Annotated in this window: 25 protein-coding genes; 11 read left to right on the forward strand and 14 right to left on the reverse strand. The window is 40.3% G+C overall.

What is annotated here, in order from left to right; all coding sequences use genetic code 11:
* Positions 1-2: 2 nt before the first annotated feature.
* The 7 genes from WN50_RS27980 to WN50_RS28010 form a co-directional block, all read right to left on the reverse strand.
* The gene (locus WN50_RS27980; RefSeq protein ID WP_235441155.1) at positions 3-227 is read right to left on the reverse strand and encodes a type II toxin-antitoxin system RelE family toxin; all 225 of its coding nucleotides are present in this window, start codon (positions 225-227) and stop codon (positions 3-5) included.
* Positions 228-268: 41 nt separating this feature from the next.
* On the reverse strand, positions 269-541 hold the full coding sequence (locus WN50_RS27985) for a hypothetical protein (RefSeq protein WP_235441156.1): 273 nt from the start codon (positions 539-541) through the stop codon (positions 269-271).
* Positions 534-1958, reverse strand: a complete 1425-nt coding sequence (locus WN50_RS27990) for a 2-succinylbenzoate--CoA ligase (RefSeq protein ID WP_046276604.1) — start codon at positions 1956-1958, stop codon at positions 534-536. Before WN50_RS27990 ends, WN50_RS27985 begins: the two co-directional genes overlap by 8 nt.
* Before the next feature lie 37 nt (positions 1959-1995).
* Positions 1996-3000, reverse strand: a complete 1005-nt coding sequence (locus WN50_RS27995) for an o-succinylbenzoate synthase (protein ID WP_046276584.1) — start codon at positions 2998-3000, stop codon at positions 1996-1998.
* A complete protein-coding gene (menH, locus tag WN50_RS28000) occupies positions 3000-3800 on the reverse strand; it encodes a 2-succinyl-6-hydroxy-2,4-cyclohexadiene-1-carboxylate synthase (RefSeq protein WP_046276585.1) in 801 nt (266 codons plus the stop codon). The genes WN50_RS27995 and menH overlap by 1 nt, the downstream gene beginning before the upstream one ends.
* A gap of 16 nt (positions 3801-3816) precedes the next feature.
* On the reverse strand, positions 3817-4005 hold the full coding sequence (locus WN50_RS28005; protein WP_046276586.1) for a hypothetical protein: 189 nt from the start codon (positions 4003-4005) through the stop codon (positions 3817-3819).
* Between the two features lie 235 nt (positions 4006-4240).
* On the reverse strand, positions 4241-5743 hold the full coding sequence (locus WN50_RS28010; RefSeq protein ID WP_046276587.1) for a type II CAAX endopeptidase family protein: 1503 nt from the start codon (positions 5741-5743) through the stop codon (positions 4241-4243).
* 180 nt (positions 5744-5923) lie between these two features.
* On the opposite strand from WN50_RS28010, the gene WN50_RS28015 reads away from it, so the two are divergent.
* On the forward strand, positions 5924-6142 hold the full coding sequence (locus tag WN50_RS28015; RefSeq protein WP_046276588.1) for a helix-turn-helix domain-containing protein: 219 nt from the start codon (positions 5924-5926) through the stop codon (positions 6140-6142).
* Positions 6143-6736, forward strand: coding sequence for a ScaI family restriction endonuclease (locus WN50_RS28020; protein ID WP_152964904.1), 594 nt, complete (start codon positions 6143-6145; stop codon positions 6734-6736).
* Here the strand turns inward: WN50_RS28020 and WN50_RS28025 are convergent.
* Positions 6714-7589: a DNA-methyltransferase gene (locus WN50_RS28025; RefSeq protein ID WP_046276590.1), complete on the reverse strand. Its 876-nt coding sequence runs from the start codon at positions 7587-7589 to the stop codon at positions 6714-6716. The genes WN50_RS28020 and WN50_RS28025 overlap by 23 nt on opposite strands.
* Before the next feature lie 160 nt (positions 7590-7749).
* On the opposite strand from WN50_RS28025, the gene WN50_RS28030 reads away from it, so the two are divergent.
* Both WN50_RS28030 and WN50_RS28035 read left to right on the forward strand, forming a co-directional pair.
* Entirely contained in the window at positions 7750-8706 is a 957-nt protein-coding gene (locus WN50_RS28030) for a 3'(2'),5'-bisphosphate nucleotidase (protein ID WP_046276591.1), read from the forward strand.
* Between the two features lie 227 nt (positions 8707-8933).
* Positions 8934-9143 (forward strand): TOBE domain-containing protein, encoded by a 210-nt coding sequence (locus WN50_RS28035; protein WP_046276592.1) that lies wholly within the window; start codon positions 8934-8936, stop codon positions 9141-9143.
* A gap of 172 nt (positions 9144-9315) precedes the next feature.
* Here WN50_RS28035 and dusA read toward each other — a convergent pair whose 3' ends face one another.
* Positions 9316-10302 (reverse strand): tRNA dihydrouridine(20/20a) synthase DusA, encoded by a 987-nt coding sequence (gene dusA, locus WN50_RS28040; RefSeq protein ID WP_046276593.1) that lies wholly within the window; start codon positions 10300-10302, stop codon positions 9316-9318.
* Positions 10303-10383: 81 nt separating this feature from the next.
* Here dusA and WN50_RS28045 point away from each other — a divergent pair, with 81 nt between their 5' ends.
* Complete coding sequence (locus tag WN50_RS28045; RefSeq protein ID WP_200906340.1) at positions 10384-11283, forward strand: ATP adenylyltransferase family protein; 900 nt, start codon at positions 10384-10386, stop codon at positions 11281-11283.
* A 105-nt stretch (positions 11284-11388) separates the two neighbouring features.
* Here WN50_RS28045 and crtO read toward each other — a convergent pair whose 3' ends face one another.
* Positions 11389-13083 (reverse strand): beta-carotene ketolase CrtO, encoded by a 1695-nt coding sequence (gene crtO / locus WN50_RS28050; protein WP_046276595.1) that lies wholly within the window; start codon positions 13081-13083, stop codon positions 11389-11391.
* Positions 13084-13381: 298 nt separating this feature from the next.
* On the opposite strand from crtO, the gene WN50_RS28055 reads away from it, so the two are divergent.
* On the forward strand, positions 13382-13966 hold the full coding sequence (locus tag WN50_RS28055) for a YdeI/OmpD-associated family protein (RefSeq protein WP_046276596.1): 585 nt from the start codon (positions 13382-13384) through the stop codon (positions 13964-13966).
* Positions 13967-14086: 120 nt separating this feature from the next.
* On the opposite strand, the gene WN50_RS28060 is transcribed toward WN50_RS28055, so the two are convergent.
* Positions 14087-14284, reverse strand: a complete 198-nt coding sequence (locus tag WN50_RS28060) for a hypothetical protein (RefSeq protein ID WP_046276597.1) — start codon at positions 14282-14284, stop codon at positions 14087-14089.
* Positions 14285-14598: 314 nt separating this feature from the next.
* Positions 14599-15438, reverse strand: a complete 840-nt coding sequence (locus tag WN50_RS28065; RefSeq protein ID WP_200906187.1) for an SDR family oxidoreductase — start codon at positions 15436-15438, stop codon at positions 14599-14601.
* 238 nt (positions 15439-15676) lie between these two features.
* On the opposite strand from WN50_RS28065, the gene WN50_RS33585 reads away from it, so the two are divergent.
* A complete protein-coding gene (locus tag WN50_RS33585; RefSeq protein ID WP_049557637.1) occupies positions 15677-16390 on the forward strand; it encodes a hypothetical protein in 714 nt (237 codons plus the stop codon).
* A 125-nt stretch (positions 16391-16515) separates the two neighbouring features.
* Here the strand turns inward: WN50_RS33585 and WN50_RS31200 are convergent, their stop codons facing one another.
* Positions 16516-17505 carry a sigma-70 family RNA polymerase sigma factor gene (locus WN50_RS31200; RefSeq protein ID WP_053221611.1) on the reverse strand — a complete coding sequence of 330 codons (990 nt, stop codon included), beginning with the start codon at positions 17503-17505 and terminating at the stop codon, positions 16516-16518.
* A 370-nt stretch (positions 17506-17875) separates the two neighbouring features.
* Entirely contained in the window at positions 17876-18247 is a 372-nt protein-coding gene (locus WN50_RS28080) for a cupin domain-containing protein (protein ID WP_235440796.1), read from the reverse strand.
* 285 nt (positions 18248-18532) lie between these two features.
* Between WN50_RS28080 and WN50_RS28085 the strand changes: the two genes are divergently transcribed.
* From WN50_RS28085 to WN50_RS28100, 4 genes are all read left to right on the forward strand, one after another.
* Positions 18533-19222 carry a Bax inhibitor-1/YccA family protein gene (locus WN50_RS28085; protein WP_046282366.1) on the forward strand — a complete coding sequence of 230 codons (690 nt, stop codon included), beginning with the start codon at positions 18533-18535 and terminating at the stop codon, positions 19220-19222.
* Between the two features lie 947 nt (positions 19223-20169).
* Positions 20170-20472, forward strand: a complete 303-nt coding sequence (locus tag WN50_RS28090) for an ArsR/SmtB family transcription factor (protein WP_046282367.1) — start codon at positions 20170-20172, stop codon at positions 20470-20472.
* Between the two features lie 335 nt (positions 20473-20807).
* Positions 20808-21593, forward strand: a complete 786-nt coding sequence (locus WN50_RS28095) for a response regulator transcription factor (protein ID WP_046282368.1) — start codon at positions 20808-20810, stop codon at positions 21591-21593.
* Positions 21594-21841: 248 nt separating this feature from the next.
* Positions 21842-22372, forward strand: a 531-nt coding sequence (locus tag WN50_RS28100) for an RNA-guided endonuclease InsQ/TnpB family protein (protein ID WP_049561416.1), incomplete at its 3' end; no start/stop codon positions are given.

The following is a 22372-nucleotide window of genomic DNA, read 5'->3' on the forward strand; positions in this document are numbered from 1 at the left end:
ACTCAAGGAAAGTAACGATAAAATTCTCGTCTATGAAGAACTCGGCAGAAAGTGATAGTATCGCCTTTCAGAAAAAAGCCTATTCTATAATCACCGACCCGAATTCGATAGGCATTGTCTTCTCCTTTTAATTTTTTAATATTGTTGATATCCCCAAAGTTTTGACAGGCTGGAATCTCAGAAAAGGTTAGATTTTTAATCGTCGTATAAACGGGTGTGCTTTTCAAAGATTTCAGCTCCTTAATAAATGTCGGAAGATATTCAGTTTTCATTCCTGCTCTAGTTCTGCTAATGCTTCCTCAAAATTTAAAGGCGTTTCATCTTTAACTTCCATCATAGCTCGATAGAGTCCTTCATCTTCAAGCATTTCAATTAAACGTTCATAGTCCGAAAAGCTAATGACAACTTTCTGGATGTGACCTTGAGTATCAGTAATTAATTCTTGTGCAAATGGATAATCTTTGGCATTCATTTTTTCCGGCTTATCTTTATCAAACGGTATTGCCATTGTACCACTTTGATTTGTAAGGTAGTTAAACACTTGAACGATTGAGAAACGTTTCAGCAAGTTCTTCTAACTGTTTAAAGTTGAGTTTTCCTTGAAGGTTTCGAGGTAAAACATCGACAGCTACCCAATGTTTAGGCTGTTTAAACTTGCTCAGTTTTTCATGTAATGCTATCTGCAAATTCGAGATAGAAACATCGGGAATATTAGGAACATAAATCGCTGTTACTACCTGTCCCCAATGACTATCTGGTAAACCAATAACGCCGACATCCGCTACCAAACCTGTTGAACGAATTGCTGCTTCTACTTCCGCCGGATAAACATTTTCACCCCCAGTAATAATTTTATAGCTATTGCGTCCGACAATTGTTAAATATCCCTGTTCATCCAAATAACCTAAATCATCAGATTTGAGAGTTTTCAGCCCAGATTTTGCCTTGTCACTTTGACCATAATATCCTAAAGCCAAAGAGTTTGCGTCTATTGTTAAAATTCCCAGTAAATTGACACCTAATTCTTGATTATTTTCACTGTATACTGTTATTTTAGCATGGGGTAAAACTTGACCATAGCTGTTATTTCCTGCTAAAAAATCCTCGGGTTTGAGGGTCGCAATTTGAGCGGCTGTTTCCGTCATTCCGTAGGTGGGAGCGAGTCGAATTTGATGCCGTCTCGCCTGTTGTAATAATTCTAACCAAGCAGGCGCACCCCCTAACAAAACCGTCTGAAATTGCGACAGCCAACGAGTTGTTTGAGAATGATTTAAAAGGCGTTGGAGTTGGGTAGGAACCAGAGAAATAAAAAATTCTGAAGGATTAATTTCTGGGAATTTTCCCCTTTCCAGCGTTTTAAACGGAAAAATTGCTAACGTTCCGCCTGTTGTGAAAGAACGCATAAATTGCATTAATCCACTAACATGATATAAAGGTAAAGTGCAGAAAGAATTGACCTGTTTTATGTTAAAATACTGTTGGAATCCTTGCACCGAAGCCGTTAACGTTTCCCAAGTATGAATCACAAATCGAATATTTCCCGATGAACCCCCAGTGGGAATCATAATGGAAGCGTGAGGAGTTGAAATAACAGAATTTGTCTGAATATAGGAGGGGTTAAACTCCTCTAAATTGCCGAAAATCACATCGGGATGAACGATTTTAAAAACCTGTTCCCACTCCGCTTTTACCCAGTTGGGATTGCATAAAAAAATCGGACATTTAGTGACAACTGCGGCTAGAAACGTTGCTAAAAAAACTGTCGGTTCGGGTTCGGCGAGGATAATTTTGGGATGAACTCCCTGAGCGTTGATAAATTCAGTTAGTTCTTGAAAGCGATGTTGATAGATTTTATTAAACTCAGAACAATTATATCCGATTAACCAATCATCGGTTCTCAAATTTAAATAATTTTTAACATCAGTTGATGAACTGCTTTTAACTTGAAAAGATACCACGCTCGTTTTTTCTCGAATATTGCTGTCTCTCACTTTATCAGAAAGTTGAACTCAATTCACACCACCAACTTTGATCATTTTCCTGAAACCAATGTCCAATTCCAAAACCCACCGCTCGTTTAGGATCAGAGAGTTGAGAGGCTAAATTCAAAGCCGCTTGTCTTCCCACTGGGGTTTCAAAGACGGATGAAAATACCGCATCAATTGAATTTTCAAGACACAATTTTCGCAGTTTTCGCGGAGAACCCACAATAGCAGGTTTAATCACAAAAATTCCCCGCCAACCCCGTTGATAACAGTCTTTAATTTGTTTAAGGTTAGCGACAGATTCATCTAACGCAATAGGAGTAGAATATTGTTTATTTAACGCCAACATTTCAGCAAACTGATCAACAGATAAGGGTTGTTCTAGATATTCAATTTTGAGAATATCAGATTTTATTTCATCACAAACGGATAACCATTGATTCGCTTCCTCCCAACTCAATCCCCCATTCGCATCTAACCGCAAATAGATAATTTCTTGCTTTTCTCTTTCTGAGTTTATTGTCTCTAAAATGAGTTGAGTTAACTGTTTAAAGATTTGCAGTTCTTCAGAAATCGGATGAACCGCGATTTTCCATTTAAACGTTCTAAAACCTTGATTTAAAAGGGTTTTAAAGACTGGTAATCCAGCGTTTCCTGACGGTAAAAGTCCACTGAATTTCAGTTCTCTTAAAAACCCGGTTTCTTTGAGAAACCGGGTTTTTGGATAGGTCAAAGCTGACTCAAACCCAAACTGACAAGCAGGAAGGTTATCTGGAATTTCGAGAATATCTTCTAACGTTAACGTTTGGGGAAGTTGCTGACAAAATTCTAACGCTTGTTGTAACGTTTCCGAACCAAACCAACTCAAAGGTGCAATTTCACCCCAAGCGATTTTTCCCTGTTCGTTTGTGAGACGAATAATAATTCCCTCACGGGTTTTCCAAGTTCCGTGATGAGTTTTTAAAGGGTGTTTGAACTTGCGACAATAGGGAGAAAAGTTAAACTGATAAACCATTAACTCTCGACTAAAAACTCTTGCACCAGTTTAACCCACTGTTGGGGATTTTCTACATGAATATTATGACCGCAGTTGGGAATAATTTCAAGCTTTGCAGTCGAACATAAATTCGCCATTTCTTGATTAATTTTAATAAACTTTTCATCCAACTCTCCAACCAACAATAAAAGCGGAACTTTCGTCTCTGAAAGTTTATCCCAGAGTGAGGGTTGATTTCCTGTTCCCATCATTCCTAGAGATTTGGCTAACTCTGTTGGATTATTTTGCAGACGCCGTGCTAAAATTGTGTTAAAGTTGGGATGATTTTTAAACGTTTTAAATAACGGCTGATTGTACCAATTTTTTAAAAAACTTTGTAAGTCTTGCTGTTCGAGTTTTTCTGCTAATTGTAAATCCGATAAATAACGTTGACTTCGCTCTTTTTCGGTTTTTAATCCCGGAGAAGCTGATTCTAAAACAACTTTGTTAAAATATTGAGGATAATATAAAGCCAGATAAAGTGCTAACCTTCCTCCCATCGAATAACCGACGAGAAAACACTGTTTAATCTGTAATTCTTCTAACCAATCTATTAAGCCTTTAGCTGTGTTTGAGAGGCTGTAAAAATCATCTCCACTGTTAACTTTAGTTTTTCCATGTCCCGGTAGATCAACGGCTATACAATCAAAGCTTTTAGATAAGGGGGAAATGACCGTATTAAAATCATTGCCATTTCCCAGAAATCCATGTAAAAATAAGAGAACGGGTAAATTGACATTCCCCGTGCGAAAAGAGTGAAAGTTGTAATGTTGTGACATTTACGCTGAGTTTTTATTAATCATAAACCCAGTGCAGAAAAGGAACCGCAGCCGCACAGAATGCCATAAATACAAATAAACCGCCTAACATTCCAAAAAAGAGAAATTCTTCGCCTCGTTGTTTCGCCAATTTAACGATGAGAAAGCTATAGCCATAGGAGGCGAGAAAGAAAAAAATGGTGAAAGCTGTGAAGTAATATTCCATAGGTTAGATCACGAAAAACTGCTGTGAAAGCGTTTCTAATTCAGCTTGAATTGTTTCAACTGACTTGAAAAGCTTCATTTTCTATTGTAACGAAATTGAACAAAAAACGATGATACAAAAAGTGAACAATGTTAAACAATTATCATTTCTTTACAAAATCTTGTATCCTACGTTTGTCTCTCGAATAACCGGAGATTAGTGATTAAACCCTTTTTTCCTTTCGGTAATATTTCTGTTAGGCAGAACCGCTTCCAAGAACATATAAACTTAATAATGTTCCGCTATTCCACAAACAATGCAACAACATAGACGATAACAAATTCCGCGATCGCGTATACACAACTCCTAAAACAATTCCCAGAGTCATTAACGGAATGACTTCCGAGATATTCATATGAGCGATCGCAAAGAATAAACTACTCAGTAAAATCGCACCTCCAAGCGGCATATATCGAGTCAAAGAAGGGAGTAAAAACCCGCGAAACATAATCTCTTCAAACACAGGTGCCGCAATAGAAGCCGTCACAAAAAAGATAATCAAAGCAACCGGATCTCGATTTTCTAAGGCTATGGATAAAAGCGGATTACTTCCCCCCTGCCCATACCAAAGTTGTTGGTTAATTAAAGAGACTAAAATCACTAAAGGAAGTGCAGTAACATAACCTCCCAACCCCCAGAAAAACCAGCCTTTTTTCCAGTCAATATTAAACCATCCTTCGGGTAAGGGGAAAAAAGGTTTCAAAGAGAAATACAAAACCGATAATCCACCCAGCATCAAAAAGCCATAATTTGCCCAGACATAAAACGCTTTACTGCGAACATCAAAACTGGCAGGATTGATATTAAGAAACTGAAAACCCAAACTAAATATGATGGGAATCACCAGTTGTCCAACCAAGAAAAACCCCACCACAAAAACTTGAATCAGCGTTTCTGTATCCCAAGGCGTTAACCAAGTAACATCAGTATTTTGAGCGAGAATAGAATCTTTTCCTTTCAATAGGAATTGAACCCCTAAGACAATCAACAAAATCACACCGACAAATAACCCGATTCCCGGAATTGCACTAATAACGGTGAGTTTAACAACCGCTTCTTCAGCAAGTTCTTGTTCTTTTGCTTGAAGGATTTGTAAATCTTCTGTGCGTTCTTGGAGTTGATAAAGTCGAGACAAAGCCTGATAACTAAACCATCCCTCTAAATTATTTTTAATCGTTAATTCAGTCTCGGGAAAAATTCGGGCTGGCTCACTCCAAATTCCCCGTAAAACTTTAGCGAGTTCAAGCTGTTTTTGAGAGTTGGGTAGAGATTGACTGGTTGGAATCAACGTCTGCCAAGTGTTTAACGCTTCTTCAGTTTCACCTTGTTCGGCTTGTAAAATGCCGATGCGGATTGTTAATTCATCGATCAATTGTTGTAACTGTTCAGCAGATTGAGAAGGCGATTCTAGGGTTTTAACTGTTTCTAGATTGTCTTTTGCCCCCGACTGCACCTCCTTGTATTGTTTGAGGGCAGATGTTGAGGCATTTTCACCAATCAGATTATTTTTTAAGGTGCTAAAATCTTGTTGAAACTCTGGATCGGCTTGCCATTCTGTTGCATGAAGAATCAGATTGGTTTGATAGAGTTCCAGACGGCTTTGAATTTGCGGTTGAGTGATACTATCGATTAATGAAGCACCCACCAGTATAATGGTCAGTAAGGTCAGAATTCCTAAGATAAATCGCTTGATTGTCATTGAGTCTCCAGAAAATATTTCAGTTGACAAAGATGTATATTCTAACAAATTTTAGGCATCCTGATCCTAGTGTATATTAGGCCTGCTTCATATCAATAAACTTCATTTAATTTAGTCTCTGTCCAGATTGCTACTTATAGTCTGTAGACTTTTGTCGATCAGGGGCTAGATGATCGCTGAATGAATCATCAGCCAAGAAAAAAGTTAGGGAGCAATATTAGACAACTTCGCATCAAGCAAGGACTTTCACAGGAGCAACTTGCAGAAAAAGCCGATCTACATCGAACCTATGTTGGTGCAATAGAGCGAGGTGAGCGGAATGTCAGTTTGGATAATATTGTCGCTTTAGCTCATGCTCTTGGTGTCTCTGCAAGCAAACTTTTAGAGGGAGTTGATTAGTTGCTAACATCTCCGTATATAGGACATCCAGAAAGCGACTGGATGGCAATAACAAGACAAGTTATTGATGAATTTCCGCTTTCTAGTGAAGTTTTAATCTCTACAGTTGAGGAGGCATGGAAAGATCTGTATTCTTCGAGTTTTGGTGATTTTAGATTACAAATAGGTCGAGATATATTTTTACCTGCTCAAGCTATAGGAATTATATTAGAACGTTTGATTGCAGTCCGTCTAGCTCATCAAAATTCCGGTTGGAGAGGAAGTCAAGCTAAACATGAAAAAGATATCGTTTGTACTTTTAATGACCGCTATTCTTTTGAAGTGAAAACCTCTTCTAGCAAAAGTAGCTTTTATGGAAATAGAAGTACAGGTCATCGTTCAGAGAATCGCTTGAAGTATCGAACTGGATATTATCTGATTATTAACTACAAACTCCCTAAAGAGGATGATTTGCAGCGAAAAATCTGGAAAATTCGTTTTGGCTGGATTGATGATGAAGATTGGGTCGGTCAAAATAAACCAACAGGACAACAAGCATCCATTGGCGCAAAGGTAGCAAGTTTAAAGTTAGTTACCCTGAAAATGAGTCCGTAAGTAGCTCAAATAAACTTTTCTGTTCAACTTGATTCTCCAGTTCATAACGAATTCTTTTGATCCGCTCTATTGCTAGATCGATATATAAATTATTAATCTCAAAACCAACTGTTTTTCGACCATTACGAATAGCTGCTTCTGCTGTAGAACCTGAACCCAGAAAAGGATCAAAAACAATATCTCCAGGGTTACTACTTGCTAAAATAATACGGCTAACAAGCTGAATTGGAAATTGAGCTGGATGAGGAGTTCTTTCTTTGGAACTACGATTTTTTCCAGATGTTACTTTAGGTATTTTCCAGACATCTGTAGGATTTTTACCTTTAGTATTACATTTCAGTTTACCGTTTTTCTTTTGATGGGGATATTTAACATTGGGATCTCGCACATCATCCAAATTAAATGTATAATTATGATCATCTTTAACATACCAGAGAAACTTTTCATTTCTCGGAGAAAAAAATAATCTTCCAGCTACACCAGCACTATAGTTCCAGACAATTTCTTGGATTAAAAAAAAGGGAATTTTATCCCAAATGAGATAAGGAATAGGAATGGCTTTCGCTGTATTCGGAAGTGATAGATATCCAAGATTTAACCAAAAGGTTCCATCCGGTGATGTGCAACGATATACTTGACTTACCCATTCGGCTATCCATGTAATATAATCTTCTACAGGTAATACCGATTCATACTCTTTACCGATATTATAAGGAGGAGAGGTTACGGTTAAACGCAAACACTCGGCAGGTAGGTGATTTATTAACTTTAAACAATCACCCTGATAAATTAATACATCCTCATCTTCATAAGCAGGATCTCCAAGAAAAGACTTTAATTCACATAAATCCATTTGTCGTTTCTCACTCATAAAATCCATTCTATATCTTTAGTTTAGGTCAACTTTTAAACAATTTATCTGGGTAGTCCCAAACTTTTGAGACTCCGAATAAGTAGACATTACCCATCCGACTGCGGCTATACTCGATATGGAGAGCAGCAGGAGTCTATAAATGTCCTACGATCGCGAAAAGCAAGTTGCAATTGAAGCCACGTTATCCGCCGCCAAATTGTGTGAACAAGTGCGTCAGGCGATTCCCCCCGCGATGGAAAAAGGCGATAAAAGCCCCGTTACGGTAGCGGACTTAGGTTCACAGGCGATTATTTGTAAAGCCATCAGTGAAGTCTTTTCCCATGATCCCATTGTTGGAGAAGAGGACGCGACAGAATTACGAAAACCCGAAATGGCGCATAATTTGGCAAAAGTCACTGAATATGTTAAAGGTGAGATTGCAGATGCTACATCCGAACAGGTGATCACTTGGATTGATCGCGGTAATGGTCAAGTCGGACAACGCTTTTGGACATTAGATCCGATTGATGGGACGAAAGGCTTTTTGCGACAAGATCAATATGCGATCGCTTTGGCACTGATTGAAGATGGGGAAGTGAAAGTAGGGGTGATGGCTTGTCCCGCCTATCCCGTCAAAGATCACAAACCCGGGATGTTGTTTATGGCGGTTCGGGGGGAAGGGGCGATAATGATGCCCTTTGCGACCGCAGAACCCACTCCGATTCATGTGGTTAAAGCCGATGATACCGCAAATCTGCGCTTTGTCGAAAGTGTGGAATCTTCTCACGGAGATCAGGATCGACAAAATGCGATCGCCCAAGCTGTGGGAATTACAGCGCCTTCGATCCGCATGGACTCTCAAGCCAAATACGGGGCGGTGGCTTCAGGACAGGCTGCGTTGTATTTGCGGCTTCCCTCTCCCAAGTCTCCCGACTACCGCGAGAATATTTGGGATCATGCCGCAGGTGCGATCGTTGTTGAAGAAGCAGGTGGGCGCGTTACAGATATGTATGGTAAACCGCTTGATTTTGCTTCTAAACCGAAAATGATGGAAAATCAGGGTGTAATTGTTAGCAATGGCATTATTCACGATACGGTATTAGCGGCTTTGAAATAGTCGGAATAGTTCTCAAGCTTTCATGGAGAATTCATAACATTTTAGATTGACAATTTGACCATTTTAAGCGGGGGGAAGGGTACTTCTCCCTTTTTTTTGTCGAGTCAAACCTAAAAAAATTAAGGTTTGATCTCTCTCGATTTTGTGTTATAGTCTTATTCTTGAACGGAATGTTTAGACATTAAGAACAAACAAACCAAACCTTTACAACCAAAGAGGGTGAATCCATGAAAATTAGCGCAAGAAATTCCCTAAAAGGAACCGTTAAAGCTGTACACGCAGGAGCAGTCAATACAGAAGTTGTGATTGAAGTTGCTCCCGGCGTTGAAGTGGTTTCTATCATTACTAAAGATTCTGCTGAAGCATTAGGGATTGCCGAAGGGAAAGAAGCCTACGCAGTTATCAAAGCGAGTAATGTGATCGTAGCTGTTGAGTAGCCGTTAGATCACCCGATTGTAGGTTGGGTTAAGCAGTAGCGCAACCCAACTCAAACCAATCATTGTTTGATTTTTTATGTTGGGTTTCGTTCCTCAACCCAACCTACAAAGCACCAATTTTTTATGGGCTGTGTTGGGTTTCGTTCCTCAACCCAACCTACAAAGCAACTATCTACAAGTTAATAACTTGAGTTAATGCTTCTCGCACCACTTCTATTCCCGCACCAGGGAGATAACCATTTTCACTCAGATAGCGTTTCCAAGCTTTTGTTCCCGGTTGTCCGGTAAACAGTTGTAAAACATGACGCATTATACTATTTAATTTAACGCCTCGACTCAGCCAATATTCTAAATAAGGAAACATCGCTTCAACCACTTGATGACGAGTTAAAGGAGTCGTTTCTTCGCCATAAAATTCTTGATCAGCCGTTGCAAATAAATAAGGATGATCATAAGCCGCACGTCCGATCATCACCGCATCTACAGATTTTAACTGTTCGTGAACTTGAGAAAATGTTGTCAACCCGCCATTAATTTCAATCAACAAATGGGGAAATTCTTGTTTCAACCGATGCACATCTTCATAACGTAAAGGGGGAATATCTCGGTTTTCTTTGGGACTTAACCCTTGCAACCAAGCTTTCCGCGCATGAACCGTAAACTGTTGACAACCCGATGCAGAAACAATTTGCACAAAATTCGCCATATCTTCATAGCGATCGCGATCATCTATCCCAATACGATGTTTAACTGTTACCGGAATTTTGACTCGGCTTTGCATCTTAGAAACCGCTTCAGCAACTCGTTGAGGTTGCGCCATCAAACAAGCGCCAAAATTGCCATCCAGTACCCGTGAACTCGGACATCCCACATTCAAATTCACCTGATCATAACCCATATCTTCGGCAATTTCTGCACAGATGGCTAACTCTTGGGGTTGATCTCCTCCGACTTGTAAAACGAGGGGTTTTTCTTCTGGAGAAAAGCCTAAAAGTTTGTTGCGATCGCCATGTATAATCGCCGCAGACGTCACCATTTCAGTGTACAATAATGTCCGTCGAGTCATTTGGCGCATGAAATACCGAAAATGGCGATCGGTGCGATCCATCATCGGCGCGATACTTAAAGGATAAACTTGATTTGGGGAAGTAAAATTCATCGGATCTTAGCAAGACAGCAGCAAATTTAGGAGATAATAGATTTAGTATTATTGTTGTCGTTTAGTGAAAAGAGTTCGATGATGTTGGAACCCGGTACACTCTGGAAACGGACTCAGGAACAAACCCGATTTGCACTTCAATGTGGTGCGCTTCAGTCTATCCCCACTGAATATCAGTTTATCGAACAGGATGGCATTTTGTTCTTTGTGCGAATTGTCTCTAATTTAGCACGAAAAGAGCAAGCCAAACAACAACAAGAGCAAAAATCTGAAACGTCTGGAAAACCCTTTAACCCGTTTCTTCCCTATGAAAAAGATTTATTCGTTGCTGATTTATCTCCGACTCATTTAGGTTTGCTGAATAAATATAATGTCCTTGATCATCATCTGTTAATTGTAACACGAGAATTTGAAGAACAAGAAAATTTATTAACCCTGCAAGATTTTCAGGCTTTATGGATAGCTTTAGCCGAAATTGATGGATTGGTATTTTACAACGGAGGTGCCGATGCGGGGGCGAGTCAACGACACAAACATCTGCAACTTGTTCCGCTTCCACTTGTTCCCAATGGCGTGAAAGTTCCCATTGAACCTGCTATTAATTCAGCGCAATTTTTAGGCGCAATTGGCAACTGTCCCCAACTGCCTTTTATTCATGGTTTAATTCGCCTTGATCCGCTTTTAGTTCGTTCTCCCGAAGAAGCCGCAGTCACGACTTTAGAGTTTTATTATAACCTGTTAAAAAAAGTCGGTTTACAGGGAGAAAAAGGCATGACGGGAAAACAATCGGGTGCTTACAATTTAATTATAACACGAGAATGGATGTTATTAATTCCAAGAGTTAAAGAAAGTTTTGAAGGAATTTTAGTGAATTCTTTGGGCTGTTGTGGGGCGATGTTAGTGAAAACAGAAGAAGAACTACAACACCTCAGAGAAATTACCCCATTTACCGTTTTACGCAATGTTTGTATCCCGAAATAAACAGTTAAACAACCCGGTTTCCACTCAAAAAACCCGGTTTCTCGAAGAAACCGGGTTTTTATTGGGGCATCATTTTTAAGAAACCGGGTTTTTATTCATTTTTAACTAAACAATTCCTAAAACAGATTTTGTCAAGGATTGAAAAGACTGTCCAGCTTCAGTTAAGATGTGATAGAACGGTTGTTGAGCAGAAATAAACACTCGCGCACAATTTCGTCCCGGCATTCCTGATATTGAACCACCTGGATGAGTTCCCGCCCCACTGAGATATAATCCCTTAATGGGGGTGCGATAATTGGCTAATTCGGGTAAAGGACGGAAGAAAATCATCTGTTCTAAGGTCATATCAATATGATAATAATTCCCCTTGTAAGCGCCTAAACGTTCCCCAAGTTCAGCCGGACTTTCGACTCGTCGAGCAATCATTGAACGCTTGAGATTGGGAGCATAATCTGCTAATTTATCTAACACCCGATCTGCAACTTTATTTTTCAATTCATCCGTCCATCCCGTCCCATTTAAACCCGTTCCTTCAGCACCCTCTATTTGATAAGGTGCGAAAAATTCGATCCAAAGGGTATGTTTTCCATCCGGCGCCATTGTGGGATCAAGCATCGTTGGAACCACCGCATACATCGACGGATCAGAATCAGGAATTTTACCCAAAGAACAGTCGTGATGAGCAATTTCTACCTGTTTAAAAGAGTCCGCAATTAACACCGAACCAATTAAGTATTCATCTTTATGATTGTGGTGTTCAAAGCGTAACGGTTCGGATAATGCACAATCAATTTTGAGGATTGTTTCGTTATTATTCACAATACGACGTTCTAAGCGTTGACGCAAGTTTGGATCAGCCGCATCCACATCAGCTTCATCCATACATTGCAAGAACAAACGTTTCGCATCAATATTAGAAATAATGCCTTTTGTGGCGCGATATTCTGTGCCGTTTTCCACCTGAATTCCCACAGCACGGCCATCATCAACCAATACCTTTTTAACCGTTTGTTCCGTTAAAATAACACCGCCTTTTGCTTTAACCAAATTCACTAAAGCCTGGACTAAAGCACCCGTTCCACCTTTCGGTCTAGCCATACCAGGATCATGTCGCATCGTCATCATCATCGCACCCACCGCCAGATTTTTTTGAGAAGGAGGGGCGCCTAATTCTGAGGCTAAACGTGCCAGAGGTGCTTTCAGAAATTCCGAGTCAAACCACTCATTTAAAATATCCTCAGCACTGCTTAACATGGTGCGAACAAAATCCAAGCTTTTCTCAACTGAATTAATGATCGACCATAAGTCTTTAAACTTGTGAGAATCGTAATTTCGGGCAATATCAATAATAGATTTTGGCGGCGCATTAAACATCGGAATTGCTGCACTAATAAACCGATGCCAGAAATCAACAAAAATTCGATAACGTTCAGCATCTGCTGGAGAATAACGGGCAATTTCTGCACAGGTTTGTTCAACAGATTTGTGGGCTAAAAAATATTTCCCATCAGGATGAGGACAAAAGACAATCGGATCACAAAAGAGATATTCTAAGCCATATTTATGCAGTTCTAGTTCTTGAACAACTGGACTCAGGTGAATAAACTCATGATCAATGGCACAGAGGTTAAATTTAAAGCCCGGTGCTTCTTCCGGGATGACTTCCTCTGTCGTCGCTGCACCCCCAGGAACTGAGCGTTTTTCTAGCAGTAAAACACTGTATCCGGCTTTTAATAAATAAGCGGCACAAGTTAAACCATTGTGACCAGCCCCGATAATAATTACATCGTAAGTTTCCATGTTTTTTTAGGAATTAAAGTGGATTAGAAAACGTTAATTTTCAGCAGGAAATGATCTTTTACGGATTTTCCATAGGGTAATCATCTGCGATCAAGACATTCTCTCAACTGGCAAATCTCATCCTGGTATAATGATCTCTTGCATTGTAGGCAATCAATAGGTTGATTGGTATCTATATTTAGATAGACTGTCTTTAGTCGAGTCATCAGAGAACATACATCCCTCATTTGATTAACAGGAGTTGTTTCAATCCTAACCATTATAATGTTATGACTCGGCATTTCGACTCTTTACTGTCATGTCAAAATTTGATGATCAACTTGAAACAATTTATGCTAGCGATCGCCAAGTCTGGCGAGAATGGTTAGAAAAAAATCATTGTACCTCAGAAGGTGTCTGGTTAGTTTACTACAAAGTAAAAAGTAGTAAACCCAGTATTCGATATAGCGAAGCCGTTAAAGAAGCCCTCTGTTTTGGCTGGATCGATAGTAAAGTCAAATCGATAGACTCCGAACGTTATATGCAAATTTTCACACCGAGAAAACCCAAAAGCGTCTGGTCAAAATTAAATAAGCAATATATAGAAGAAATCATTGAACAAGGATTAATGACTCAGGCAGGTCTTGAAAAGATTAATGCGGCAAAACAAAACGGATCTTGGACGAAGTTAGATCAAATTGAAGCCTTGATGATTCCCCTGGATCTCAAACAGGCTCTAGAAACCAATGAAACTGCTAACCAGAATTTTCAGGCATTGAGTAATACATCCAAGAAGAATATTCTCTTTTGGATTGATAGTGCTAAACGTGCAGAAACTCGGTTAAAAAGAATTGAGAAAACGGTTAATTCAGCAGTGCAGAACAAAAATCCGTTAATACCGTAAAGCACAATTAACCGTTCGTGAATCATTGAGTTTTTCAATCAAAAAAATAACCCCCGCACTATTGTTATCGAGTTCATGGTGCAGGGGTTAAGTTAAGTAGACTAAGTTGGTGGCAACAATTTAAGCGGTAATTTGCACCCGGCCTCTGACCACAGAGCGCAACAGTCTGTCAATTGAACGACGTTCGTCTTCGTTCAAAGATTCATCCAACATCGCCGCCATCAACCCGTAACGGTCAGTTTGGGTGAGGCTTCGGCTGTCAGCGACAGAGGCGATGATTTCGTTGATGGCTCCGGGAAGTAGGTTAACTTGAGGCATGGGGTGAATGTTGAACTCGATGTTTTTATAATCGCCTGTTTTTCAAATTCGCGAAGTGACTTGTCTTCTGAGGGTTCGGTGAGAATATCGGTAGAAATCGAGTGAACTGAACAGCTAAACGGCTGTGATAGGCGTCACTCATTACCAGTCACCCATTACCAGTTATTAGGGAACAGTGAACAGGGTTTAGGGGTTAGGGGTTAAGGTTCGTCAACCAACACTACTACCCTAACTCCGGGGCGGGGTTTATATCAGTTGTCTGCGGGACAGGATAAATTTACTCGGAACCCGCCCCTACATGACACCCTCTTGACTTAACCGAGGTTCGATAACAGCACTTTCCAATTCACCCCATTCTCCGGTTTAACGCCTGTATTCACCAGTTCAAAAATTTGACCTACGGTTTCAGGAATATCCAGACATTCCACACAAGCAGCCGCCACATCAATTCGACTCGTTTGGCCCGTAAGTTTATCCCCAACCCCCACCTCAACCCCTAACTTTCCGCCTGTCGTCGCTTTAAGCAATGTGTTCAGGTCATAGGACGTATAGGGGCCATCTGTTAGCCGTCCGGGTCGAATAATGGTGTAAGGGAGTCCTGAACGAATTATCGCTTCCTCGCCCTTCTGCTTGGCATCCAACACCCCAAAAGCATTGAGAAGACTATAGGGAAATTGGTCTTTTCGCAGGACACCACAGGAAGACACAAACACAAAGCGTTTGAGGGTTTTAGGTGCAGCAGCAACTAGGTTACTCACCCCTTGAGCATCCACTTGTTCAGGGCTATTATTGGCGTTTTTGCGGCGATACTCAGCATCAAAATAAATTTTCAGCCATTCTACCCAACTTTCCTGTCCCGTTGACTGTTGTAACGTGTTAAAATCCCATTTGGTTGAGGGAAATGCAGTCGTTCCGGTACAACAAATAATATCAGAGATATTCTCGGTCGCCGCAGACAAACTAGAGGGGTTGCAAATATCTCCGACAACAACCTCTACTTGATTTTCAAACATTTTCTCTGCCTTTTGAGCATTGCGAGTTAAAACCCTCACCGAAAATCCTTTTTCTAAAAGTTTGGCGACGGTAAGTTGACCCACTCCACCTGTTGAACCCGTAACTAGCACTCGCTCTGTGGATGATACTGTTGAAGTCACAATCGGTTTCCTCTATGTTAATTTTCCCTTATACAAAAAAATAAAACACTTTCTAAAAATTGACAATCAATAGATAGAGTTTTTGCTCTAAATTTTGATTTTAAAATTCTCAGGCTGAACGGTATTTTTTGATCTATCTAAAGATATCTTTCTTGTAACAGATGTACAAGCAATCACAGTCTAGCACAATGATATTTACGTTGTTTGTGAACAGGCTTGTTAGCTAGGAGATCAGAAAATGTTTAACCTGAAAAATTTAGTAAACGCTAAAATTGTTGCTTTAACTGCTGTTGCTGGTCTTACACCCCTGATTGCTCAATCTGCTTTAGCAGAATCAACTAAAATTAACTCTAGCTTTGAGCGATTTCAAGATGGAGTATTAATCACTCAAGGTACAATTAATCCCGGAGAAGTTCCTACAACTAATCCTGGAGAAGTTCCTACAACTAATCCCGGAGAAGTTCCTACAACTAATCCCGGAGAAGTTCCTACAACTAATCCTGGAGAAGTTCCTACAACTAATCCTGGAGAAGTTCCTACAACTAATCCTGGAGAAGTTCCTACAACTAATCCCGGAACCAGTCCTACAAATCGTCCTGGAACCAGTCCTACAAATCGTCCCGGAACCAGTCCTACAAATCGTCCCGGAACCAGTCCTACAAATCGTCCCGGAACCAGTCCTACAAATCGTCCTGGAACCAGTCCGAATATTAATCCTAATCAACAGAGAAACTCTCCTTCTCAACCCCTAAACGGGGGTGATAACTCCAATGAACTACAGAGAAATTCTCCAGACACAAATCGAGGAGTAACAACGGAAATGAATGACATGGAGAATCAAGATTTGACTTCTCCGAATCCTCAGATTAATAATGAGGGAGTGACGAATTCTCCCAATAATCCTATTGAGAATGAACCCGACGACGGATTTATTGGGGTTCCGGCTCGATAATTGATTGGAAGAAAGCATATTTTAGCTGGAATTTAATCCCAACTCAAACTCCTGTTTTTGGTAGCAGGGGTTCTTTTTATAAAGAATAAAGATTCAATTTTTAGACTCTGAATACTCTAGGCGCATCAAACCAAAGTTTCCCAACTTGTGAGCATGACTTTTAAATCTTTCAAACTTTGTTTAATGCGACGATGAACCGTAATCATACTAATTCCTAAATGTTTGGCAACTTCTTTGTAAGTGAGATTTTTAAAGAAAACTAATTCTAAAATATATCGATTTTTTTCTTTTAACTTCAATAAAGCCATCTCCAAATCTATTTTGTCTTCATGAGCCGTCTTGAAATCGTTATAATTCGGATCAACAATCAATTCAACTAAGCTCTTTTGATCCTCAAATTCATCATTGAAAGTCGCATCCAAACTCAACACAGAACTATTTTTTTCAGCTAATTTAACCTGATTCCACTGCTCAACAGAAATCCCCAAAGTATTAGCAATTTCTAAATCTGTTGGTTTTCGGTGTAGTTTTTCCTGCAATTGAGCAACCACTTTTGACCCTTGACGCTTCAACTTTAAATAATGACGCGGAACTCTAATTAACGAACTTTTGTCCCGTAAATAATGACTCAACACAGAACTATTTTTTTCAGCTAATTTAACCTGATTCCACTGCTCAACAGAAATCCCCAAAGTATTAGCAATTTCTAAATCTGTTGGTTTTCGGTGTAGTTTTTCCTGCAATTGAGCAACCACTTTTGACCCTTGACGCTTCAACTTTAAATAATGACGCGGAACTCTAATTAACGAACTTTTGTCCCGTAAATAATGTAAAATTTCCCCTCGAATATAAGGAACAGCAAAAGAACTAAACGCACAACCTTTTGTTAAATCAAACCGTTCAATCGCTTGAATAAGTCCAATACATCCAACTTGAAGTAAATCATCATAACTTTCCGAACATTGTTTAATCCAGTGATGTACTTCTTTGCGAACCAAACCCCTATTCAGTTGAACAATTTGATTCCGAATAGATTGACAAGGAAACTGCTTATATTCTTGTAGCAATTCCAGACTACTCTGTTTGAGACAACGGGGTGAAGTCTGATAGTTCATCATAAGTATTGCCAATCTGAATTGAGTGGAACCTTAAACCGTTATCTAGTTCTAGATATCCGATTTTCTGAGTTTTTAGCTTTGTTATTAGCTTTACTATCGCCCCACTCAACCCTTCTTTTCTTCACCCAAACAGGTGATTTTAGAATCACCCAGGAGTAGGAATTTATTCAGAATCTCGATGCACTAAACTAGGAGAAAATGCAGGCAAACAAACAGCTATATATTCCGCCCCTTCCTCAGTCGGACTACTATAACGCACCCATTCCCTCTGAGTTTTTAGCTTTGTTATTAGCTTTACTATCGCCCCACTCAACCCTTCTTTTCTTCACCCAAACAGGTGATTTTAGAATCACCCAGGAGTAGGAATTTATTCAGAATCTCGATGCACTAAACTAGGAGAAAATGCAGGCAAACAAACAGCTATATATTCCGCCCCTTCCTCAGTCGGACTACTATAACGCACCCATTCCCCTTTAGCCGCAATCACAGCTTGTCCTGCATAAATATCCATCTCACCGCCTTCATATTCAACCCGTAGCATTCCTTTTAAAACCATCGTAAATTCATCAAACTCTGGACGCTGACCGGGTTCCATCCAACCCATCGGAGAGTGCATATGAGCGATACTCACCGCTTCTGTCTGAGAATTCACCCGACCGATATATTCATCAATCTGTTTAGGTTTATTTCCCGCCGCTTCAATGCGAGTCGCCTGTTCAATTTTTATGGGCATAGTCATTAACAATGAACAAAATAAAGAAAAGTCACATCCAGTCTAAAGCCGTAATATCAAAAATTAACCATTTTTTGGAGTTTATTAAGATGAAAAATCAGTTTTTTTATCCAAGCCTTCCATTGATTCATCGACAGCCTATAGTTGTCCTAAGCGTTAGCAATACTCGTGACATCCAGTAGAAAGGGCTTGTACCCTAGCTCAATCTCTGCCTCTTCAGGAATTGAACTGTAGTGTTACCCTTGGAAATAATAGCTAACTTTTTCTTTACAACCTTTCAGGAGAAGCCATATGGTTACTGTTGCTCAGTCTCGACCGAGTGAACGAGCTAAGTTTATTCAGCAGACTTATATACACTTAGCCGGAGCCGTGGGTTCCTTTGTTCTCGTTGAGATTCTACTCTTTCAAACGGGGATAGCTCAAGCATTAGCGAGTTTTGTGTTTGCCAGTCGATTTAGCTGGTTGCTCATTTTGGGTGCTTTTTCACTTCTGGGTTGGTTTTCCAGAAGTTTAACCGCAAAAGCCGATTCTGTTGAGACTCAATACGCGGGTTTAGGAATTTATGTCGTCGCACAGGCGTTGATTTTTGCACCTTTACTTTATCTTGCGGTTTATTTTTCTGACCCCAGTGTTCTGCCGACGGCGGCTATTCTAACGCTGTTGCTGTTTGGCGGCTTAACGACGGTTGCTTTGACCACAAAAACGGATTTTACCTTTTTGGGTGGAATTCTGAAAATAGGCGGCTTCGTGGCCCTGGGTTTAATCTTGTGTAGCATTCTTTTCGGCTTCACGTTGGGTCTTCTGTTCTCTGTCGTCATGGTTGCCTTTGCTTCGGCGGCGATTTTGTATGATACCTCCAAAATCATGCGCCACTATTCGACTCAGCATTATGTCGCTGCTTCGTTAGAACTGTTTGCTTCTGTTGCTTTGCTGTTCTGGTATGTGTTGCAGGTTATGATGTCACTGTCGAGTCGGCGTTAATATTTTTGAGCAACATTCGTTTTCTCAAATTGAATCTAAGCACGGGTATACAAAGATAATTCTCGTGCTTATTTTTTATAAAAAAGTCTCGTTAGCGACTTCATCCCCTAATCCTCAACCAATAATCCCTTCTACTCAACTTAATTTGTTATTGTATAACGGAGTTGATTCTCTGTTGAACTCGTGATCTTCAAAGTTTAACTTAATCAGAATTATCATTCTAGAGGCTCAGTAAGACCTTCTCAAACAAAAATTGGTTCTAATTAAATTATTTCCAGAAAGTTTAGCGATTAACTCTCGATTGATCACCTCTAAATCCGACTATAATGTGAAAAACTTGTGACAAAATGATCCACCCAGGGGGGATATAGGACTTCCTTCACATCAAGTTGATCTGTTTGAGTCTATCTTAAGATTGATTTTTAATCAAGCAAGAATTGACCTAGACATCTGAAAACCGACAGGGTGTAATTTTTGTCACTTAGGATGTGAAAAACTTGGATGAGTTTCATTGATATTTTGAGAAAAAGTAAAAGTTGCTCTTGATCCAAAATGATCCACCCAGGGGGGATATAGGACTTCCTTCACATCAAGTTGATCTGTTTGAGTCTATCTTAAGATTGATTTTTAATCAAGCAAGAATTGACCTAGACATCTGAAAACCGACAGGGTGTAATTTTTGTCACTTAGGATGTGAAAAACTTGGATGAGTTTCATTGATATTTTGAGAAAAAGTAAAAGTTGCTCTTGATCAAAAACCTGATAAAAATTTATACTAAAAATAGTTATTAAATTTCTGCGGCTAGGGAGTAACCTTCCACAGACATAACTCAATTGATAGCAGGACAGATTGCATTATCTGCAAACTGACTCTGCCGTTTATTGTCCTAGCTGTGGTCTTAGACTTCAGCTCAGAAAAAGCTCTTGACGTTAACAAAAAAAAATTGATGCTCACAACTTCTCTAACTTCGCCCTTTGAGGTTGCATCAGGCTTTCATGCTTTATCTGACCCTTTGCGAGTTCGAGTTTTAGAATTGCTGCAACAGAGGGAATACTGCGTCTGTGAACTTTGCGAACAACTTCATGTCAGCCAGTCTAAACTATCGTTTCACCTGAAAGCGTTAAGAGAGGCTTCGCTCGTTCGCGCCCGTCAAGAAGGCCGATGGGTCTACTACAGCGTTAATCTTAATCAATTTGGTATGCTCGAACAATATCTTTCTGATTACCGTCGCCGTAGAGGTTCTCTGTGAGCGGGTCGAGACTCAACCGAGTCAAGCTTTCCTGACAACAACCCATAACAATTGACTCCCTCACCGATCTCAAAAAGTGGGGGAGTCAACTGTGAGCAGTTTTTGCCTGTTGCAATTCGCGCCTGTTCCCTGTGTTTTACTTGCTAATCTGCTGTAGAGTCGGTACACTTGACTTTACATGAAACCATAGTTCTTAGCTAAACTTTAGAATAAATTATAGAAGCTTGACAAAAAGGGGTAAATCCGGTAGCCGCTCCCAAACAGGGAAATCACTAGCCAATACCAATCGCAAGCTGCTCCAACTGTCCATCGTAGCCACTGTAAACTTATAAATGATGCCTCGGATATTAGTTATTGATGATGATCCAGCGATCGCAGAACTTGTAGCCATCAACTTAGAAATGGCGGGCTACGAAGTCAGCCAAGCAGAAGATGGCATAAAAGGACAAGCCCTAGCCCTACAACTGTTACCCGATTTGATCATTCTCGACTTGATGTTACCCCGAGTCGATGGGTTTACCGTTTGTCAGCGTCTCCGACGAGATGAACGCACAGCAGATATCCCCATCGTCATGCTCACCGCCTTGGGACAAACCCAAAACAAAGTCGAAGGCTTCAACTCAGGCGCCGATGATTACCTCACCAAACCCTTTGAACTCGAAGAAATGCTGGCCCGAGTTCGCGCCCTACTGCGTCGAACCGATCGCATTCCCCAAGCCGCTAAACACAGCGAAATCCTCAGTTATGGCGTTCTGACTCTCGTTCCTGAACGGTTTGAAGCCATTTGGTTTGAAAAAACCGTTAAACTGACTCACCTGGAATTTGAACTGCTGCACTGCTTACTTCAGCGTCATGGTCAAACCGTTGCGCCCAGTGAAATTCTCAAAGAAGTCTGGGGTTATGATCCCGATGACGATATCGAAACCATCCGAGTGCATATTCGACACCTGAGAACCAAAATGGAACCCGATCCCCGCCATCCCCGCTATATCAAAACAGTATACGGGGCTGGTTACTGTCTGGAATTACCCAGCAATAGTTCGGTTCAAGGCGAAGACAACCAAGAAGCCCCAGAAGAGTCGGTGAGCAGCAATGGTTCTAAAATCAAAAAGCCAAGCTAGACCGGATAAACAGGGGGTTCATGGTTCCAGACTCCATCAGACGAATTAGGATTGATTCCTATCATCGAAAGTTTTGGGTCTGAAACCCCGTCCGTGATTGACGGCTTTATTCAATAAGTTTAACGTCTTCACAAGACATATGTTAAACTATGAGGCATGACTGAGAAAGCCTATCGCTACCGTTTTTACCCGACGGCTTTATTCAATAAGTTTAACGTCTTCACAAGACATATGTTAAACTATGAGGCATGACTGAGAAAGCCTATCGCTACCGTTTTTACCCTACTCTTGAACAGGAAAACCTGTTGAGGAGAACACTGGGATGCGTAAGGTTAGTGTACAATAAGGCACTGGCAGCACGTACTGAGGCGTGGTATGAACGTTTTGAACGAGTTGGCTATTCTCAGACTTCTTCGATGTTGACAAACTGGAAGAAAGAGGAGGAATTAGACTTCTTAAATGAGGTCAGTTGTGTTCCGCTTCAACAGAGTTTAAGGCACTTACAAACCGCTTTCAGTAACTTCTTTGCTGGTCGGGCGAAATACCCAAACTTCAAGAGAAAACGTAACGGTGGCAGTGCCGAATTTACCAAGTCGGCCTTTAAGTTTAAAGAGGGTCAAGTCTACATTGCTAAGTGTTTTGAACCCTTGCCAATTCGATGGAGTCGTCAACTTCCTACTGGTTGTACACCCTCAACAATAACGGTCAAATTAGACCCGAGTGGAAGATGGTTTGTTTCTTTGAAAATTGACGATCCAACAGACCACCAACTAAAACCC

The organism is Limnoraphis robusta CS-951, from assembly GCF_000972705.2.

Excerpts from the sequence above, each read along its gene's own strand:
- WN50_RS27995 (WP_046276584.1), bottom strand. The coding sequence starts at position 3,000 with ATGGTTTATCAGTTTAACTTTTCTCCCTATTGTCGCAAGTTCAAACAC.
- menH (WP_046276585.1), bottom strand. The coding sequence starts at position 3,800 with ATGTCACAACATTACAACTTTCACTCTTTTCGCACGGGGAATGTCAAT.
- WN50_RS28005 (WP_046276586.1), bottom strand. The coding sequence starts at position 4,005 with ATGGAATATTACTTCACAGCTTTCACCATTTTTTTCTTTCTCGCCTCC.
- WN50_RS28010 (WP_046276587.1), bottom strand. The coding sequence starts at position 5,743 with ATGACAATCAAGCGATTTATCTTAGGAATTCTGACCTTACTGACCATT.
- WN50_RS28015 (WP_046276588.1), top strand. The coding sequence starts at position 5,924 with ATGAATCATCAGCCAAGAAAAAAGTTAGGGAGCAATATTAGACAACTT.
- WN50_RS28025 (WP_046276590.1), bottom strand. The coding sequence starts at position 7,589 with ATGGATTTATGTGAATTAAAGTCTTTTCTTGGAGATCCTGCTTATGAA.
- WN50_RS28030 (WP_046276591.1), top strand. The coding sequence starts at position 7,750 with ATGTCCTACGATCGCGAAAAGCAAGTTGCAATTGAAGCCACGTTATCC.
- WN50_RS28035 (WP_046276592.1), top strand. The coding sequence starts at position 8,934 with ATGAAAATTAGCGCAAGAAATTCCCTAAAAGGAACCGTTAAAGCTGTA.
- dusA (WP_046276593.1), bottom strand. The coding sequence starts at position 10,302 with ATGAATTTTACTTCCCCAAATCAAGTTTATCCTTTAAGTATCGCGCCG.
- WN50_RS28045 (WP_200906340.1), top strand. The coding sequence starts at position 10,384 with ATGTTGGAACCCGGTACACTCTGGAAACGGACTCAGGAACAAACCCGA.
- crtO (WP_046276595.1), bottom strand. The coding sequence starts at position 13,083 with ATGGAAACTTACGATGTAATTATTATCGGGGCTGGTCACAATGGTTTA.
- WN50_RS28055 (WP_046276596.1), top strand. The coding sequence starts at position 13,382 with ATGTCAAAATTTGATGATCAACTTGAAACAATTTATGCTAGCGATCGC.
- WN50_RS28060 (WP_046276597.1), bottom strand. The coding sequence starts at position 14,284 with ATGCCTCAAGTTAACCTACTTCCCGGAGCCATCAACGAAATCATCGCC.
- WN50_RS33585 (WP_049557637.1), top strand. The coding sequence starts at position 15,677 with ATGTTTAACCTGAAAAATTTAGTAAACGCTAAAATTGTTGCTTTAACT.
- WN50_RS31200 (WP_053221611.1), bottom strand. The coding sequence starts at position 17,505 with ATGAACTATCAGACTTCACCCCGTTGTCTCAAACAGAGTAGTCTGGAA.
- WN50_RS28080 (WP_235440796.1), bottom strand. The coding sequence starts at position 18,247 with ATGACTATGCCCATAAAAATTGAACAGGCGACTCGCATTGAAGCGGCG.
- WN50_RS28085 (WP_046282366.1), top strand. The coding sequence starts at position 18,533 with ATGGTTACTGTTGCTCAGTCTCGACCGAGTGAACGAGCTAAGTTTATT.
- WN50_RS28090 (WP_046282367.1), top strand. The coding sequence starts at position 20,170 with ATGCTCACAACTTCTCTAACTTCGCCCTTTGAGGTTGCATCAGGCTTT.
- WN50_RS28095 (WP_046282368.1), top strand. The coding sequence starts at position 20,808 with ATGCCTCGGATATTAGTTATTGATGATGATCCAGCGATCGCAGAACTT.